This window comes from Streptomyces parvus (assembly GCF_014648875.1).
Classification (GTDB): Bacteria; Actinomycetota; Actinomycetes; order Streptomycetales; family Streptomycetaceae; genus Streptomyces; species Streptomyces parvus.
The window spans coordinates 698,674-715,939 of sequence record NZ_BMRY01000002.1 but is presented as its reverse complement, the minus strand read 5'-3'; the positions used below and the strand labels follow the sequence as shown (position 1 = coordinate 715,939).

The following is a 17,266-nucleotide window of genomic DNA, read 5'->3' as shown; positions in this document are numbered from 1 at the left end:
ACCTCTTCCCTCTGCGGCGGCTATCTCTTCGGTCCCGGGACGGTGGTCAGCAGGGGTTTCGGCGAGGTCTCCCCGGCCGGGGAACCGACGGCGGAGACGGTGAACACGAGCGCGAGGGCGGCGGCCAGTCCGATGGCGGCGGCGACGAGGGCACGCATGCTCGGCCTCCCGGGGCGGTGGTCCGGCGACGGCGGCCTGATGGGCCGTCAGGGCTGGGGCACCGTAGCAACCGGGGCGCGAGATGAGAACAGAAGCGGACAGCCCCTCGGCCGGGCCGAGGGGCTGTGCGGTGGTCGTGCGGTGGGGCGGCGTCAGGGCTTGATGGCCGCGGGGGGCTCCGTCGCGTCGGGGGTCTCGGCCGGTTCCGGAGCGGTCGTCCCGCCCGGTGCCGGCTCTTCCGGAGTCGTCTCCTCCGTGGCCTTGACCGTGAGTTCGATGACGACCGAGGCGCCGCCCTCGGTGGTGAGGCGCAGCAGGTACGTGCCCTCGTTGTCGTCGGCGAAGATCTCCGGGAGCCGCAGCTGCCCCTCGTCGTCCGTCGTCAGGCCGGTGAGGGTGCGGACCGGCTCGCCGTCCGCGTCCTTGAAGTAGGGGCCCTTGTCGTTGTCGATGACGCCCAGGCGGTCCTTGACCATGGTGGCGGTGACGGCCACTCCGGCCGCCGCGACGTCCTTGTAGGTCGCCTCGACCGTGACGGCGTCCGCGAACTTCTCACCGGGGGCGGCGACGAGCGCCTTCTCGTCGGTACGGGCGATCGCGTCGGCCTGGCGGGCGGTGACGGTCGCCGCGTACGTCAGGGTGCGCGGCCGGCCGGTGCCCGCGACGGCGGTCACGGTGAACTCCCCGGCCTTCTCGCCGGCCTGGAGCTCGGGCGCGGTGGCGGTGCCGTCGGCCCCGGTCCGTACCATGACGGTCTTCTTGCCGCCGGCGAAGAGGGTGCCGGTGCCGCCGGTGACGGTGAAGGTGACGGGCACCTTGGCGAGCGGGGCGCCGAGCGCGTTGCGGGCGCGGACGGAGACCCGCTCGTCGAACGCCTGGCCCGCGGTGGCGCGCAGCGGGCCTGTGCCCGCGTTCTCCAGGGAGCCGAAGGTCTCGGACGGCGGCGTGGGCTTGGGGGTCGGCGGCTTCGGCGTCGGGCTGGTGGAGCCTCCGCCACCGGGCTTCGTGGGGTCCGGGCTCGGCTTGCCGCCGGGCTTGGACGGGGAGGGAGACGGGCTCGGGGTGGCGCTCGGGCCCGAACCGGTGCCCGGACGCGGGCTCGGGGTGGGCGTGCTCGGGGTGCTGGGGAGCGTGCCGGTGCCGTCGGGGATCTCGTGCGTACCGCGCTGGTAGTAGGAGTACCAGGAGCGGACCGTGCGCAGGTACTCCGTCGACCGGTTGTAGCTCAGTACGGCCTGGTCGAGGTCGGCGGCCAGGGCCAGATCCCGGTCGTTGGCGCAGAGGTAGCGGCCGGCGGCGAGCGCCGCGTCGTAGATGTTGTTGGGGTCCTTGCGGCCGTCGCCGTTGGCGTCCTGACCCCAGGAGGCCCAGGTCGAGGGGATGAACTGCATCGGGCCGACCGCGCGGTCGTGGACCGCGTCGCCGTCGTACGCCCCGCCGTCGGTGTCCTTGATCAGCGCGAAGCCCTGGCCGTTGAGGGCCGGGCCGAGGATGCGGGGGCTGGCGGTGCCGTTCGCGTCGACGCGGCCGCCGCGGGCCTGGCCGGACTCGACCTTGCCGATCGCGGCGAGGAGTTGCCAGGGCAGCCGGCAGGAGGGGTCGGTGGTCGCGACGGTCCGCTCGGCCTGCTTGTAGGCGGCGAGGACCGAGGCGGGAATGCCCGCTTCCGCACTGCCTGCCGCCGGAAGGCCGCTGGACGAACCGGGCCGGTCGGGTGTGACCAGGGGCGGAAGGTCCGTGTAGTAGGGCGAGTTGCCGGTGGCGGCGCCATCGGTCTCGCCGCTCGCGGTGTCCTCGCCCGCCGCCTTCGGATCGCCGCTGCCCGCGGATCCGTCGGCCAGGGTCGCCGCGGGCGCCTGCGAGGCCGCGAGTGCCGCAACGGCGGCCGCCGCTATCGCGGTGGTCGTGGCTCCCTTGCGCAGACGTCGGCGCATGTGCGCTGCCATACGTTCCGGTCCCTCCCCCTCGAAGGCTGCTCGCGCTCCCCAGCGCAACGACTCCAGCGACCCTACGGCACCTTCTGTCGCCCAGGCACCGAGGGCTGACCGCTTCTTACTGTTTTTTCACGTTCGCGGGCGCACGTGGTGGCGCACGTTGTCCGGCGGGCCACGGAAGGGTGCCCCGGCGGTCCCGCATACTTGCCGCCATGCCGTTCACGCTCAGTCATGCAGCCGCCGTGCTCCCGGCGATCCGCCGGAACGGGACCGGCCGGTGGCCGCTGTTCCCCTCGGCCCTCGTCGCCGGTTCGTTCGCGCCCGACATCACCTATTTCGCGGACACGGTGGTCCCCGGGGCGATGGAGTTCGGGTCGTTCACGCACACCTTCGCCGGGGTCCTCACGGTGAACGTGGCCATAGCCGCCGTGCTGGTCGCGGTGTGGGCGCTGCTGCGGGAGCCGCTGGTGGCGCTGCTGCCCGTACGGGTACGGGGCCGGGTGCACGCGTTCGTCCGGGGGCAGCGGTGGACGCGGGCCTCGTTCGGTCCTTCCGCCTGGCTGTGGTTCGCCGTCTCGGGTGCGCTGGGCGCGGCCACGCATGTGGTGTGGGACGCGTTCACCCACCACAGCCGGTGGGGCACGGAGCTGCTGCCGTTCCTGAACCGGAGCGTCGGCGGCTTCCCGGTGTTCCAGTTCGTGCAGTACGGGAGTTCGGCGCTGGCCCTCGTGGTCATCGGCTGGTTCGTCGCCACCGGGCTGCGCCGGACCACGACCGCCCCCGTGCCCGTGGAGGTGCCGGTGCTCGGCCGCCGCGAGCGGCGCGGGGCGCTCGGTCTGCTGGCGCTGTGCGTACTGGCCGGTGTCGTCCACCGGTGCGCCCGCTGGTACGCGCACTTCGGCCGGGTGGAGAGCCCCCTCGACATCATCCCCACGGCCTGCTTCGGCGCGGGCGCGGGGCTGGCGGCCGGACTGCTGCTGTACGGGGTGTGGATGCTGCTGCGGCGGAGGACGCGGGGACCCGGCGGGCCCGTGTCCGTACCGGAGGAACCCCGTACAGAGGCACCGGCCGGCCGGGGTTAGCGGCAGAGAGCAAGGGGCGGGCCCGGAACCATGGTTCCGGGCCCGCCCCTGGTGTCCGTAACTCAGTGCGCGGCGGACTCCCAGTCCTTGCCGACGCCGACGGAGACGTCGAGCGGGGCGCGCAGCTCGACGGCGTTCGCCATCTCGTGGCGCAGGATCTCCTCGACCTGCTTCCGCTCGCCCTTCGCGATCTCCAGGACGATTTCGTCGTGGACCTGGAGCAGCATCCGGGAGGTCAGCCCGGCCTCGGTCAGCGCCTTGTCCACGCGGAGCATCGCGACCTTCACGATGTCCGCGGCGGTGCCCTGGATCGGGGCGTTGAGCGCCATGCGCTCGGCGGCCTCCCGGCGCTGGCGGTTGTCGCTGTTGAGGTCGGGGAGGTAGCGGCGGCGGCCGAGGATCGTCTCCGTGTAGCCGGTGGCCCTGGCCTCCTCGACGACCCGGTGGAGATAGTCCCGTACCCCGCCGAACCGCTCGAAGTAGGTGTCCATCAGCACCCGGGCCTCGGCGGGGTCGATGTTCAGCTGCTGCGAGAGGCCGAACGCGGAGAGGCCGTAGGCCAGCCCGTAGGACATGGCCTTGATCTTGCGGCGCATCTCCGCGTCGACCGCGTCCTTCTCGACGCCGAAGACCTGCGAGGCGACCGTGGTGTGCAGGTCCTCGCCGGAGGTGAACGCCTCGATGAGACCGGCGTCCTCGGAGAGGTGCGCCATGACCCGCAGTTCGATCTGGCTGTAGTCCGCCGTCATCAGCGTCTCGAAGCCGTCGCCGACGACGAAGCCCCGGCGGATCGCCCGGCCCTCGTCGGTGCGGACGGGGATGTTCTGCAGGTTCGGGTCGGTGGAGGAGAGCCGGCCGGTCGCCGCGACCGTCTGGTTGAACGTGGTGTGGATCCGGCCGTCGGCGGCGATCGTCTTGATCAGGCCCTCGACGGTGACCCGCAGCTTGGCCTGCTCGCGGTGGCGGAGCATCAGGACCGGCAGCTCGTGCTCGGTCTGCGCGGCCAGCCAGGCCAGCGCGTCCGCGTCGGTGGTGTATCCCGTCTTGGTCTTCTTCGTCTTCGGCAGGCCCAGCTCGTTGAAGAGGATCTCCTGGAGCTGCTTGGGCGATCCGAGGTTGAACTCGCGGCCGACCGCCGCGTGCGCCTCCTTCACCGCCTGCTGCACGGTCCCGGCGAACTGCTGCTCCATGCCTTCCAGATGGGCCCGGTCAGCGGCGATGCCGTGGCGCTCCAGGCGGGCCAGGAGGATGGAGGTCGGCAGCTCCATGTCGTGGAGCAGCTCCGCCGCGCCGACCTCCTTGAGCCGGGTGGTGAACGCGTCGCCCAGGTCGAGGACGGCGCGGGCCTGGGCCATCAGGGCGTCCTGCTCGGCCCGGTCGTCGGCGCCGAAGGCGAGCTGTCCGTCGGAGGCGGCGGCCGGGGCCAGCTCGCGGCCCAGATACTCCACGGCCAGCGCGTCCAGGGCGAAGGACCGGCGGCCCGGCTTCACCAGATACGCGGCGAGCGCGGTGTCCATGGTGACGCCTTCGAGCTGCCAGCCGTGCTCGGGGAGGACCCGCATGACGTTCTTCGCGTTGTGCAGGACCTTCGGGCGCGCCGGGTCCGACACCCAGGCGGCGAACGCCCGCTCGTCGGCCTCCTCCAGCTGTGTCGGGTCCAGCCAGGCGGCGGCCCCGTCGGCGGCGGCGAGCGCGATCTCGGTGACCGTGCCGGCCCCGAGCGACCAGGTGTCGACCGTCATGACGCCGAGCGGCTGCGCACCGTGCGCCTCCAGCCAGCCGGCGACCTCGCCGGAGCCGAGCACGGCCCCGTCCAGCTCGATCCCGGCGGCGGGCGCGGGCGGCTCGGCCTCGGCCGCCCCCGGGTCGACGGCGAGGAGCCGCTCACGCAGGCTCGGGTTGCGGATCTCCAGTATGTCCAGGACGCCGGTGACCGCCGTGCGGTCGTACGGGGCGCGCTCCAGCTCGGCCGGGGTCTTGGGCAGCTCCACGTCCCGGACCATCTCGGTCAGCACCCGGTTCATCTTCACCGCGTCCAGGTGGTCGCGGAAATTCTGACCGGCCTTGCCCTTGACCTCCTCGGCCCGCTCGACGAGCTCGGCGAACGAACCGAACTGGTTGATCCACTTCGCGGCCGTCTTCTCACCGACGCCGGGGATGCCCGGGAGGTTGTCCGACGGGTCGCCGCGCAGGGCGGCGAAGTCCGGATACTGCTGCGGGGTGAGCCCGTACTTCTCGACGACCTTCTCCGGGGTGAACCGGGTCAGCTCGGAGACCCCCTTGGTGGGGTACAGCACGGTCACGTTGTCCGTGATCAGCTGGAAGGAGTCGCGGTCGCCGGTGACGATCAGGACCTCGAACCCGGCCGCCTCGGCCTGGGTCGCCAGCGTCGCGATGACGTCGTCCGCCTCGAACCCGTCCACCGCGAACCGGTCCGCGTGCATCGCGTCCAGCAGCTCGCCGATCAGCTCGACCTGCCCCTTGAACTCGTCGGGGGTCTTGGAGCGGTTCGCCTTGTACTCCGGGAACTCCTGCGCCCGCCAGGTCTTGCGGGACACGTCGAACGCGACCGCGAAGTGCGTAGGGGCCTCGTCACGCAGGGTGTTCGCCAGCATCGACATGAAGCCGTACACGGCGTTCGTCGGCTGCCCCACCGCCGTCGTGAAATTCTCCGCGGGCAGGGCGAAGAACGCCCGGTACGCCAGGGAGTGCCCGTCCATGAGGAGCAGGCGCGGTCGGTTGTCTGCCGTCTTCTTCGATGCCGTCTCAGCCACGCCCCCGATCCTGCCACGGACCACTGACAATCCGGACCGGCACGACTTCCGCGGGGCCGTGACAGGATCGATGGTGAGGACATGAACATGAGTACGCCGCCACGTGGAAGAGCGCTCGAAGGGGAGCAGCATCATGGCCACCAAGCCGCCGACCGGTGACCCGGTCCAGGACGCCCCACAGGTCGAAGCGGCCCCGCACGCCGCCGCCGGGCTGCCCGCCGTCGCCCACTCCCTGCGCATCGCGAGGCAGCAGATGGGCGTGCGCCGCACCGCGCAGACCCTCCTCAAGGTCAACCAGAAGGACGGCTTCGACTGCCCCGGCTGCGCCTGGCCCGAGGGCGACAAGCGGCACACCGCCGAATTCTGCGAGAACGGCGCGAAGGCCGTCGCGGAGGAGGCGACGCTGCGCCGCGTCACCCCCGGCTTCTTCGCCGCGCACCCGGTCGCCGACCTCGCGGAGCGCAGCGGCTACTGGCTGGGCCAGCAGGGCAGGATCACCCAGCCGGTGTACCTCCCCGAGGGCGCCGACCGCTACGAGGCGATCACCTGGGACCGGGCGTTCGCGATCATCGCCGAGGAGCTGACCGCGCTCGGCTCCCCCGACGAGGCCCTCTTCTACACCTCCGGCCGCACCAGCAACGAGGCCGCGTTCCTCCTCCAGCTCTTCGCCCGCGAGTTCGGCACCAACAATCTGCCGGACTGCTCCAACATGTGCCACGAGTCGTCCGGCTCGGCGCTCACCGAGACCATCGGCATCGGCAAGGGCAGCGTCTCCCTGGAGGACCTTCACCAGGCCGACCTGATCATCGTCGCCGGCCAGAACCCCGGCACCAACCACCCCCGGATGCTGTCCGCCCTGGAGAAGGCCAAGCAGTCCGGGGCGAAGATCATCTCGGTGAATCCGCTGCCCGAGGCCGGCATGGAGCGGTTCAAGAACCCCCAGACCCCGCAGGGCATGATCAAGGGGACCCCGCTCAACGACCTCTTCCTGCAGATCCGCATCGGCGGCGACCAGGCCCTCTTCCGCCTCCTCAACAAGCTGATCCTGGCCACCGAGGGCGCCGTCGACACCGCGTTCGTCGCCGAACACACCCACGGCCACGAGCAGTTCGCCAAGGCCGCCGAAGCCGCCGACTGGGACGAGACACTGAAGGCCACCGGCCTCACCCGCGCCGAGATCGAGCAGGCGCTCACCCTGGTCCTCGCATCGGAGCGCACCATCGTCTGCTGGGCCATGGGACTCACCCAGCACAAGCACTCCGTGCCCACCATCCGCGAAGTGGTCAACTTCCTTCTGCTGCGCGGCAACATCGGCCGCCCCGGCGCCGGGGTCTGCCCCGTGCGCGGCCACTCCAACGTCCAGGGCGACCGCACCATGGGCATCTTCGAACGGCCCGCACCGGCCTTCCTCGACGCCCTCGACAAGGAGTTCGGCATCACCTCGCCCCGCCACCACGGCATGGACGTGGTGCGCTCCATCCAGGCGCTCCGCGACGGCGAGGCGAAGGTCTTCTTCGCCATGGGCGGCAACTTCGTCGCGGCCACCCCCGACACCACCGTCACCGAGGCCGCGATGCGCCGCGCCCGCCTCACCGTCCACGTCTCGACCAAGCTCAACCGCAGCCACGCCGTCACCGGCGCCCGCGCCCTGATCCTCCCGACACTGGGCCGCACCGACAAGGACGTACAGGCGTCCGGCAAGCAGTTCGTCACCGTCGAGGACTCCATGGGCATGGTCCACGCCTCTCGCGGCAACCTCACCCCCGCGAGCCCCCACCTGCTCTCCGAGCCGGCCATCGTCGCCCGCCTCGCCCGCGCGGTCCTCGGCACCGGCTCCCGCACACCGTGGGAGACCTTCGAGCGGGACTACTCCACGATCCGGGACCGCATCTCCCGCGTCGTCCCCGGCTTCCAGGACTTCAACACCCGCATCGCCGCCCACCCCGGCGGCTTCGCCCTCCCGCACGCCCCCCGCGACGAGCGCCGCTTCCCCACCGCCACGGGCCGCGCCAACTTCACCTCCGCCCCCGTCGAGTACCCCGAACTCCCCGACGGCAGGCTCCTGTTGCAGACCCTGCGCTCCCACGACCAGTACAACACCACCATCTACGGCCTCGACGACCGCTACCGGGGCATCAAGGGCGGCCGCCGCATCGTCATGGTCAACCCCGAGGACGCCGCCGCCCTCGGCCTCACCGACGGCGCGTACACCGACCTCGTCAGCGAGTGGAAGGACGGCGTGGAACGCCGCGCGGAAGGCTTCCGCATCGTCCACTACCCCACCGCCCGGGGCTGCGCCGCCGCCTACTACCCGGAGACCAACGTCCTGGTCCCCCTCGACTCCACGGCCGACACCAGCAACACCCCGGCCAGCAAGTCCGTCGTCATCCGCTTCGAGGAGCCCCGGAGCACCTCCGACAGCGACTGAGAACCGCCACCCCCTAAGCGCACGCTCAGCCGTCTGATAAGAACAGTGCAGACAGCAACGAGCCGGCGCAGCAGACGAACGGAGCAGGATCCATGGGCGAGCACACCGCACCCCTCTTCCCGCAGGAGGTCATCGACGAGTACGCGGCACTCGGCATCGACCTGCCCGCCCTTTTCTCCGCCGGCCACCTCGGCGAACGCATGGGCGTCACCATCGTCGAGGCCGCCGCCGACCGCGTCGTCGGCACCATGCCCGTCGAGGGCAACACCCAGCCCTACGGCCTCCTGCACGGCGGCGCCTCCGCCGTCCTCGCCGAGACCCTCGGCTCCATCGGCTCCATGCTCCACGGCGGCGCGAACAAGATCGCCGTCGGCGTCGACCTCAACTGCACCCACCACCGGGGCGTCCGCAACGGCCTCGTCACCGGCGTCGCCACCCCCGTACACCGGGGCCGCTCCACCGCCACGTACGAGATCGTCATCACCGACGACCAGGACAAGCGGGTCTGCACCGCACGCCTCACCTGCCTGCTGCGCGACGCCCCCAAGCCCGAAGCGGGCTGACCCGCCACAAGCACACAGCTGACCCGCCACAAGCACACAGAACGGCCTGCCGACCCACGTCGGCAGGCCGTTCGCCGTACCGGCGACCCTCGCACCCCGTACGCCACCGGCCCCGCCGCCCGCCGACCACCCTCCGCAACCGCGCCACGACTCCGGCGCACCCCCCGCCACCGGCGCACCGAATTCCGGACCGCGCGTCCCCATATCCGAAGCAGCCACCGGAAGTTGATGGAAACACGCGGTCAACACCCTTGACGGCGACACCCGTTCCATGACCTGCTTCAACGACGACACCGACCCGGCGACGCAGCACACATATCCCACACATGTAACACTGCGTAACGTTTGCGCAATACACGAAAAATCCGGCACCCCCACCCCTCGCACCCCCGGCCGACCTCCCCCCGCCCCCTTCGCGCCCCGACCCGCGCGACAGCACCAAGATCACCCCAAGCCCCTTAGCAGAGCTGCGTGTTCTCACCATGTGGGCAATGCTCAGTCCAGGCGAAACCCGCACATCCCCTCACAGGAACCTCAAGCCTTCCTCAAGGGCATAACAAGAGAGTCACATCCACAGCCGACCCATCCCTATGGCCCTCGCCTGCGCTTAGAGTCACGGCCAGTCACCGCGCCGCCGGGCGCGTCTGCTGCACGGCCCTGTACCAAACCCAGTACGGCCCGGCGATGATCACGGCACCTCATGCCCGAGGAGCGCCGCGCCAGGGAAAGGACCCTCTCGTGCGACACCGTTCTTTGCTCATACTCACCGCAGTGCTCACCACCGGAGCACTGACGCTCACCGCCTGCGGGTCGCGCGACGACAAGAACAGCGGCGACAGCGGTACCGGCGGCGGCACGCAGACCGTCGTCATCGGCATCGACGCCCCGCTGACCGGCGACCTCTCCGCCCTCGGCCTCGGCATCAAGAACTCCGCCGACCTCGCCGCCAAGCAGGCCAACGCCACCAAGCACGTCGACGGCATCACCTTCAAGGTGGAAGCCCTCGACGACCAGGCGCAGCCCTCCTCCGGCCAGCAGAACGCGAGCAAGTTCGTCGCCAACAAGGAAGTCCTCGGTGTCGTCGGCCCGCTGAACTCCTCCGTCGGCGAGTCCATGCAGAAGGTCCTGGCCGACGCGAAGCTCGTCCAGGTCTCCCCCGCCAACACCTCGCCCTCCCTCACCCAGGGCCAGAACTGGAACGGCGGCGAGAAGGTCCGTCCGTTCGCCTCCTACTTCCGCACCGCGACCACCGACGCCGTCCAGGGCCCGTTCGCCGCGCAGTACCTCTTCAACGACGCCAAGAAGAAGAAGGTCTTCGTCATCGACGACAAGAAGACCTACGGCGCCGGCCTCGCCGGCACCTTCAAGGCCGAGTTCGAGAAGCTCGGCGGCAAGGTCGTCGGCACCGAGCACATCGACCCCGAGACCAAGGACTTCTCCTCGGTCGCCACCAAGGTCAAGAGCGCCGGCGCCGACGTCGTCTACTACGGCGGCGAGTACCCCGCGGCCGGCCCGCTCAGCAAGCAGATCAAGAAGGCCGGAGCCAAGATCCCGCTCGTCGGCGGCGACGGCATCTACAGCGGCGAGTACATCAAGCTCTCCGGCGCGGAGGGCGTGGGCGACCTCGCCACCTCCGTCGGCGCCCCGATCGACACCCTGCCGTCCGCCAAGGAGTTCGTCGAGAACTACAAGAAGGCCGGCTACAAGGAGCCCTTCGAGGCGTACGGCGGCTACTCCTACGACGCCGCCTGGGCCGTCATCGAGGCCGTCAAGGCCGTCGTCGAGGCCAACGACGGCAAGCTCCCGAGCGACGCCCGCGAGAAGGTCGCCGAGGCCACCGGCAAGGTCGACTTCGAAGGCGTGACCGGCAAGGTCTCCTTCGACGAGTTCGGTGACACCACCAACAAGCAGCTCACCGTCTACGAGTACAAGGACGGCAACTGGGCCGCCGTCAAGTCCGGCGAGCTCACCAGCTGACCAGCTGAACCCACCAGCCTGAACCACCACCAGCAGCGCGGGGCGCCGCACCAAGCGCCCCGCGCCGCTCTATATCCGGCGAAAGACACGGAGGACCCGCGGTGAACGAACTGCCGCAACAGCTGGTCAACGGCCTGCTACTCGGATCGATGTACGGGCTCGTCGCCATCGGCTACACGATGGTCTATGGCATTGTCCAGCTCATCAACTTCGCCCACGGCGAGATCTTCATGACCGGCGGCTTCGGGGCCCTCACGGTCTGGCTCATACTTCCCAGCGGCACCAACGTGCTGCTCGCACTCCCCCTCATGATCATCGGCGCGATCATCGTCGCCACCACCATCGCGGTCGGAGCGGAACGATTCGCCTACCGTCCGCTACGCGGCGGCCCACGCCTCGCACCGCTCATCACGGCCATCGGCCTCTCGCTGGCTCTCCAGCAGGCCGTCTGGGCCTGGTACCCCGGCGCGAAGTCCGCCCGCACCTTCCCCGAGATCCCCGGCGGCCCCTTCGAGCTCGGCCCGGTCACCATCCAGACCGGTGACGTCTTCCTGCTCATCGCCGCACCCCTGTCCATGGCCTTCCTCGGCTACTTCGTCATGAAGACCCGCACCGGCCGCGGCATGCAGGCCACCGCACAGGACCCGGACACCGCCAAGCTCATGGGCATCAACACCGACCGCATCATCGTGGTCGCGTTCGCCCTCGGCGCCGCGTTCGCCGCCATCGGCGCCGTCGCCTACGGCCTCAAGTACGGCGAAGTCCAGTTCCGCATGGGCTTCCTCCTCGGCCTCAAGGCCTTCACCGCAGCCGTCCTCGGCGGCATCGGCAACATCTACGGAGCCATGATCGGCGGCCTCACCCTCGGCGTCGCCGAAACCATGGCCGCCGCCTACATCTCCGAAGTCCCCGGCCTCGAACAGCTCGGCGGCCAGTCCTGGGCCAACGCCTGGGCCTTCGTACTCCTCATCCTCGTGCTCCTCTTCCGGCCCCAAGGCATCCTGGGCGAGCGCGTCGCGGACAGGGCGTGACCACCATGACCACCACACAGAACACCACCACGGCCACCACCCCGGCGCAGGCCACCCCCTCACCCCGCCGCCCCCTCACCCTCCCCACCACCGCCGCACGGCCCACCGCCGTCGCCGGCGGCGCACTCACCGTCGTCTCCGCCTTCCTCGCATGGACCTGGACCGCCGCCTTCCCCGGCGACCTCACCGTCTACGGCTACCCCGGCGGCCTCCAGTGGCTCGTCCTCGTCAGCGGAGCCCTCCTCACCCTCTTCAGCCTCTCCTCCTACGGGATCAAAGGCCTCACCTGGCTCACCCCGCAGGGCGCCGACGCAGCGATGCGGCTCGCCGCCTACGCCGGGCTCGCCACCGCCTGGTTCACGATGATCGCCATCAGCGTCCAGCTGGGCGGCTTCGCCAACCTCGAACCCGGCGCCTACGTCGCCCTCGTGGCCACCCTCATCGGCTGGCTCGGGACCCGCTCACTCCCCTACGAGCGCCCCGAAACCACCCCCGCCGACCCCGAGGACAGCGCCTTCGGCCGGTTCAAGCACACCCTCGGCAACCACTGGAGCGTCTACAAGGGCGCCTTCGCCACCAGCCCCGCGCGCCCCGCCAAAAAGCTCCCCTCCTACGCCGAGATCCTGATCGTCGTCGTAGTCCTCGCCCTCGGCCTGGTCGTCTTCACCTACGGCATCACCACCGAGTACGACGAGCTGTTCATCGGCTTCCTCATCACGGCCGGCTTCGGCTTCGGCGCCATCGGCAAAGCCGGACTCATCCAGCGCGTCTCCACCCTCACCGCGCGCCACCGCAACGTGACCCTCGCCGGCGCCTTCGCCGCCGCCGCGGCCTTCCCGTTCACCCAGTCCGACGACCAGTACGCAACCATCGGCGTCAACATCCTGATCTTCGCCACCGTCGCCCTCGGCCTCAACATCGTCGTCGGCCTCGCCGGACTCCTCGACCTCGGCTACGTCGCCTTCCTCGGCGTCGGCGCCTACGCCGCCGCCCTGGTCTCCGGCTCCCCCACCTCGCCCTTCGGGATCCACCTGCCCTTCTGGCAGGCCATCCTCGTCGGCGCCGTCGCCTCGATGATCTTCGGTGTCCTCATCGGCGCCCCCACCCTCCGACTCCGCGGCGACTACCTCGCCATCGTCACCCTCGGCTTCGGAGAGATCTTCCGCATCGGCGTCCTCAACCTCGACGGCACCTCCGGCCCCGACGTCACCAACGGCTCCAACGGCATCTCCTCCATCCCGAACCTCAACCTGTTCGGGTTCGACTTCGGCGCCACCCACAGCATCGCCGGATTCACCATCGGCCGCTTCGCCAACTACTTCTTCCTGATGCTGCTCGTCACGCTCATCGTGGTCGTCGTCTTCCGCCGCAGCGCCGAATCCCGCATCGGCCGCGCCTGGGTCGCCATCCGCGAGGACGAGACCGCCGCCGAGGCCATGGGCATCAACGGCTTCCGCACCAAGCTCATCGCCTTCGCCCTCGGCGCCACCCTCGCCGGACTCGCCGGAGCCGTCCAGGCCCACGTCACCTACACCGTGACACCCGAGCAGTACCAGTTCGCCCACGCAGTCCCGCCCAACTCGGCCTTCCTCCTCGCGGCGGTCGTCCTCGGCGGCATGGGCACCATCAGCGGACCGCTCGTCGGCGGCGCCCTCCTCTTCCTCATCCCGGCCAAGCTCCAGTTCATGAGCGACTACCAGCTCTTCGCCTTCGGGCTCGCCCTGGTCCTCCTCATGCGCTTCCGCCCCGAAGGCCTCATCGCCAACCGGCGCCAACAGCTGGAGTTCCACGAGAAGGAAGAAGCACCCGCCACTCTCACCAAGGCAGGGGCCTGACGATGACCACCGACACCACCACCGCCGAGCCCACCCCCGTGAGCACCCCCGGCGAGACCGTCCTCGACGCCCGCGGCGTCACCATGCGGTTCGGCGGCCTCACCGCCGTCCGGTCGGTCGACCTCACCGTCAACTCCGGAGAGATCGTCGGCCTCATCGGCCCCAACGGCGCGGGAAAAACCACCTTCTTCAACTGCCTCACCGGCCTCTACATCCCCACCGAGGGCGAGGTCCGCTACAAGGGCACGGTCCTTCCCGCCAAGTCCTTCAAGATCACGGCGACCGGCATCGCCCGCACCTTCCAGAACATCCGGCTCTTCTCCAACATGACCGTCCTGGAGAACGTGCTCGTCGGACGCCACACCCGCACCAAGGAAGGCCTCTGGTCCGCCCTCCTGCGCGGCCCCGGCTTCCACCGCGCCGAAGCCGAGTCCAAGGCCCGCGCCATGGAACTGCTGGAATTCGTCGGCCTCGAGAACAAAGCCGAACACCTCTCCCGCAACCTCCCCTACGGCGAACAGCGCAAGCTGGAGATCGCCCGCGCCCTCGCCAGCGAACCCGGCCTCCTCCTCCTGGACGAGCCCACCGCAGGCATGAACCCGCAGGAAACCCGCGCGGCCGAAGAACTCATCTTCGCCATCCGCGACAAGGGCATCGCCGTCCTCGTCATCGAGCACGACATGCGCTTCATCTTCAACCTCTGCGACCGCGTCGCCTGTCTCGTCCAGGGCGAAAAGCTCGTCGAAGGCACCGCCGCCGAGGTCCAGGGCGACGAACGCGTCGTCGCCGCCTACCTCGGCGAACCCTTCGAGGGCGACCCGGGCGCAGCCGAAGTCGCCGAGGTCGAAGCCGCCGAAGCCGCCGCATCGGACACCACCGCGGCCACCCCGGCCACCCCGGCGGCGGCCACCGACGGCGACAGCACCAGCAAGGAGACCGACCGATGACCGCACTTCTCGAAGTCGAGGACCTGCGCGTCGCCTACGGCAAGATCGAGGCCGTCAAGGGAATCTCGTTCAAGGTCGAAGAAGGCGAAGTCGTCACCCTCATCGGCACCAACGGCGCCGGCAAGACCACCACGCTCCGCACCCTCTCCGGACTGATCAAGCCGCTCGCCGGCCAGATCAAGTTCAACGGCAAGTCCCTCCGCCGAGTCCCGGCCCACCAGGTCGTCTCGCTCGGACTCGCCCACTCCCCCGAAGGCCGCCACATCTTCCCCCGCATGACCATCGAGGACAACCTGCGCCTCGGCGCGTTCCTCCGCAAGGACAGCGACGGGATCAACAAGGACATCCAGCGCGCCTACGACCTCTTCCCCATCCTCGGGGAACGCCGAAAGCAGGCCGCGGGCACCCTCTCGGGCGGTGAGCAGCAGATGCTCGCCATGGGACGTGCCCTCATGTCCCAGCCCAAGCTGCTCATGCTCGACGAGCCCTCCATGGGTCTCTCCCCGATCATGATGCAGAAGATCATGGCGACCATCACCGAACTGCGCGAACAGGGCACCACCATCCTGCTCGTCGAGCAGAACGCCCAGGCGGCACTCTCGCTCGCCAACCACGCGCACGTGATGGAGATCGGCAGCATCGTCCTCTCCGGTACCGGACAGGACCTGCTCCACGACGACTCCGTCCGCAAGGCGTACCTCGGCGAGGACTGACGCCCCTGCCGTACGGAAGAGGCCCGCACCCGGTTCGTTCCGGGTGCGGGCCTCTCTCGTCGCGTACGAGTACGCGCGTACGTCCGCTGCCTGTACGCGGCTACTCCGCCGACTTCTTCTTCTCCTCGGCGTCCTCGATCAACGCCTCCGCGAGCTGCTGCATCGACATCCGCCGGTCCATCGACGTCTTCTGGATCCACCGGAACGCGGCCGGCTCGGAGAGCCCGTAGTCCGTCTGCAGGATGCTCTTGGCCCGGTCCACCAGCTTCCGGGTCTCCAGCCGTTGGGACAGGTCCGCGATCTCACTCTCCAGCGCCTTCAGCTCGGCGAACCGGGAGACGGCCATCTCGATGGCCGGCACGACGTCGCTCTTGCTGAACGGCTTCACGAGGTACGCCATGGCCCCGGCGTCCCGGGCCCGCTCGACGAGGTCGCGCTGCGAGAAGGCGGTGAGCATGAGGACCGGGGCGATGGACTCCTCGGCGATCTTCTCGGCGGCGGAGATCCCGTCGAGGACCGGCATCTTCACGTCCAGGATGACCAGGTCGGGCTTGTGCTCCCGGGCCAGCTCGACGGCCTGCTGCCCGTCGCCCGCCTCACCGACGACGGAGTAGCCCTCCTCCTCCAGCATCTCCTTGAGGTCGAGGCGGATGAGTGCCTCGTCCTCGGCGATGACGACGCGGGTCGTCAGCGGCGGGACGTGCGACTTGTCGTCGTCGACGGCGTCTACGGGCTGGGGCGACTCGGGGGTGGTCACGGGGCTCCTCGGTAAAGACAGGGGTGAGCTCCCAAGAGCCTACCTAGTTACGGTATGTTTGAGGCACGGAGGGTCTTCGGTATCCTTCGTTTCGAAGGGGCCCCGGTAGCCCAGCGGTAGAGGCCATGGATTCAAAACCCATACAGCGTCGGTTCGAATCCGACTCGGGGCACTTCTCCTTCGATTCCAAGGTTGAGCAAGGTTTTGATGATCTTCACCCTTGCCGGTGAACGCACCTTCGATTCAGACATACGCCTTCGAGAGTCGCAGGAAACTGCGCTGCATGGAGCAGCACAGTCCCTCGAAACGCGACGAAGCGCTCGCACTCCTGCGCAGCGGAACTACCAATCGGGCAGTGGCCGAACACCTCAACGTGCCGCGCGGAACTGTGGGCTGGTGGCTGCACGAGGACCGCAAGCGACGCGGCGTGCAGTATGAACCGCCCACTGACTGCCCCGTGTGTACAGACCGGGAGTTCGATCACCCCGCTTACGCCTACTTACTGGGGCTGTACCTCGGTGACGGGCACATCACGTCGAAGCCGAAGCAGCATCACCTGTCGATCTTCTGCGACGCCGTCTGGCCGGGCGTGATCGACGAGGTCGAGTCGGCCATGCGGAAGGTGATGCCCATGCCGAGCACCGGACGGCGCCGGAGGAACAACTGCGTCGAAGTGAAGTCGTACAGCAAACACTGGGCCTGCGCCTTCCCTCAGCACGGGCCGGGCAAGAAGCACGAGCGGCCGATCGCCCTCGAAGGGTGGCAGCGGCAGATCGTCAGCGCGCAGCCGTGGCACTTCATCCGCGGGCTCATCCACTCCGACGGCTGCCGGAACATGAACTGGACAACCCGGATCGTCCAGGGTGAACGCAGGCGGTACGAGTACCCCCGGTACTACTTCACCAACGTCTCCGACGACATCCGCCGCCTCTACACCGACACCCTCGACGCGCTCGGCGTCACCTGGACGCACTGCACGCGCGCGGGCAAGCCCTACAACATCTCCGTAGCCCGACGGGCATCCGTAGCCCTCATGGATGCGCACGTCGGGCCGAAATACTGAGCC

The 17,266-nt window shown here is 69.6% G+C and carries 13 protein-coding genes and 1 tRNA gene; 10 read left to right on the top strand and 4 right to left on the bottom strand.

Translation table 11 applies throughout. From position 1 onward, the window contains the following. Window positions 1-20: 20 nt before the first annotated feature. Together IE140_RS09355 and IE140_RS09350 are read right to left on the bottom strand one after the other, a co-directional pair. The gene (locus IE140_RS09355) at window positions 21-158 is read right to left on the bottom strand and encodes an SPW_0924 family protein (RefSeq protein ID WP_106969524.1); all 138 of its coding nucleotides are present in this window, start codon (window positions 156-158) and stop codon (window positions 21-23) included. Between the two features lie 153 nt (window positions 159-311). Further along, window positions 312-2,105 (bottom strand): lytic transglycosylase domain-containing protein, encoded by a 1,794-nt coding sequence (locus IE140_RS09350; RefSeq protein WP_150194411.1) that lies wholly within the window; start codon window positions 2,103-2,105, stop codon window positions 312-314. A gap of 200 nt (window positions 2,106-2,305) precedes the next feature. On the opposite strand from IE140_RS09350, the gene IE140_RS09345 reads away from it, so the two are divergent. After that, window positions 2,306-3,175 carry a DUF4184 family protein gene (locus IE140_RS09345; protein WP_093439973.1) on the top strand — a complete coding sequence of 290 codons (870 nt, stop codon included), beginning with the start codon at window positions 2,306-2,308 and terminating at the stop codon, window positions 3,173-3,175. A gap of 62 nt (window positions 3,176-3,237) precedes the next feature. Here IE140_RS09345 and polA read toward each other — a convergent pair whose 3' ends face one another. Next, window positions 3,238-5,949 (bottom strand): DNA polymerase I, encoded by a 2,712-nt coding sequence (gene polA / locus IE140_RS09340; protein WP_150194413.1) that lies wholly within the window; start codon window positions 5,947-5,949, stop codon window positions 3,238-3,240. 133 nt (window positions 5,950-6,082) lie between these two features. Between polA and IE140_RS09335 the strand changes: the two genes are divergently transcribed. The 7 genes from IE140_RS09335 (at window position 6,083) to IE140_RS09305 (ending at window position 15,443) form a co-directional block, all read left to right on the top strand. After that, the gene (locus tag IE140_RS09335) at window positions 6,083-8,377 is read left to right on the top strand and encodes an FdhF/YdeP family oxidoreductase (protein ID WP_189460270.1); all 2,295 of its coding nucleotides are present in this window, start codon (window positions 6,083-6,085) and stop codon (window positions 8,375-8,377) included. 92 nt (window positions 8,378-8,469) lie between these two features. Next, window positions 8,470-8,940 (top strand): PaaI family thioesterase, encoded by a 471-nt coding sequence (locus IE140_RS09330; RefSeq protein WP_032761500.1) that lies wholly within the window; start codon window positions 8,470-8,472, stop codon window positions 8,938-8,940. A 738-nt stretch (window positions 8,941-9,678) separates the two neighbouring features. After that, window positions 9,679-10,917, top strand: a complete 1,239-nt coding sequence (locus IE140_RS09325; RefSeq protein ID WP_167533583.1) for a branched-chain amino acid ABC transporter substrate-binding protein — start codon at window positions 9,679-9,681, stop codon at window positions 10,915-10,917. Between the two features lie 101 nt (window positions 10,918-11,018). Next, entirely contained in the window at window positions 11,019-11,948 is a 930-nt protein-coding gene (locus IE140_RS09320; protein ID WP_006123737.1) for a branched-chain amino acid ABC transporter permease, read from the top strand. After that, window positions 11,945-13,783 (top strand): branched-chain amino acid ABC transporter permease, encoded by a 1,839-nt coding sequence (locus IE140_RS09315; RefSeq protein ID WP_189460268.1) that lies wholly within the window; start codon window positions 11,945-11,947, stop codon window positions 13,781-13,783. Before IE140_RS09320 ends, IE140_RS09315 begins: the two co-directional genes overlap by 4 nt. A 2-nt stretch (window positions 13,784-13,785) precedes the next feature. Then, complete coding sequence (locus IE140_RS09310) at window positions 13,786-14,730, top strand: ABC transporter ATP-binding protein (RefSeq protein ID WP_150198043.1); 945 nt, start codon at window positions 13,786-13,788, stop codon at window positions 14,728-14,730. Beyond that, a complete protein-coding gene (locus tag IE140_RS09305; RefSeq protein ID WP_032778298.1) occupies window positions 14,727-15,443 on the top strand; it encodes an ABC transporter ATP-binding protein in 717 nt (238 codons plus the stop codon). Before IE140_RS09310 ends, IE140_RS09305 begins: the two co-directional genes overlap by 4 nt. Before the next feature lie 100 nt (window positions 15,444-15,543). Here the strand turns inward: IE140_RS09305 and IE140_RS09300 are convergent, their stop codons facing one another. Beyond that, window positions 15,544-16,200 carry an ANTAR domain-containing response regulator gene (locus tag IE140_RS09300; protein WP_003969810.1) on the bottom strand — a complete coding sequence of 219 codons (657 nt, stop codon included), beginning with the start codon at window positions 16,198-16,200 and terminating at the stop codon, window positions 15,544-15,546. Window positions 16,201-16,299: 99 nt separating this feature from the next. On the opposite strand from IE140_RS09300, the gene IE140_RS09295 reads away from it, so the two are divergent. Together IE140_RS09295 and IE140_RS09290 are read left to right on the top strand one after the other, a co-directional pair. Continuing rightward, window positions 16,300-16,372: transfer RNA gene (locus tag IE140_RS09295), tRNA-Leu, on the top strand. Window positions 16,373-16,483: 111 nt separating this feature from the next. Beyond that, entirely contained in the window at window positions 16,484-17,263 is a 780-nt protein-coding gene (locus IE140_RS09290) for a helix-turn-helix domain-containing protein (RefSeq protein WP_150198047.1), read from the top strand. Window positions 17,264-17,266: the final 3 nt, after the last annotated feature.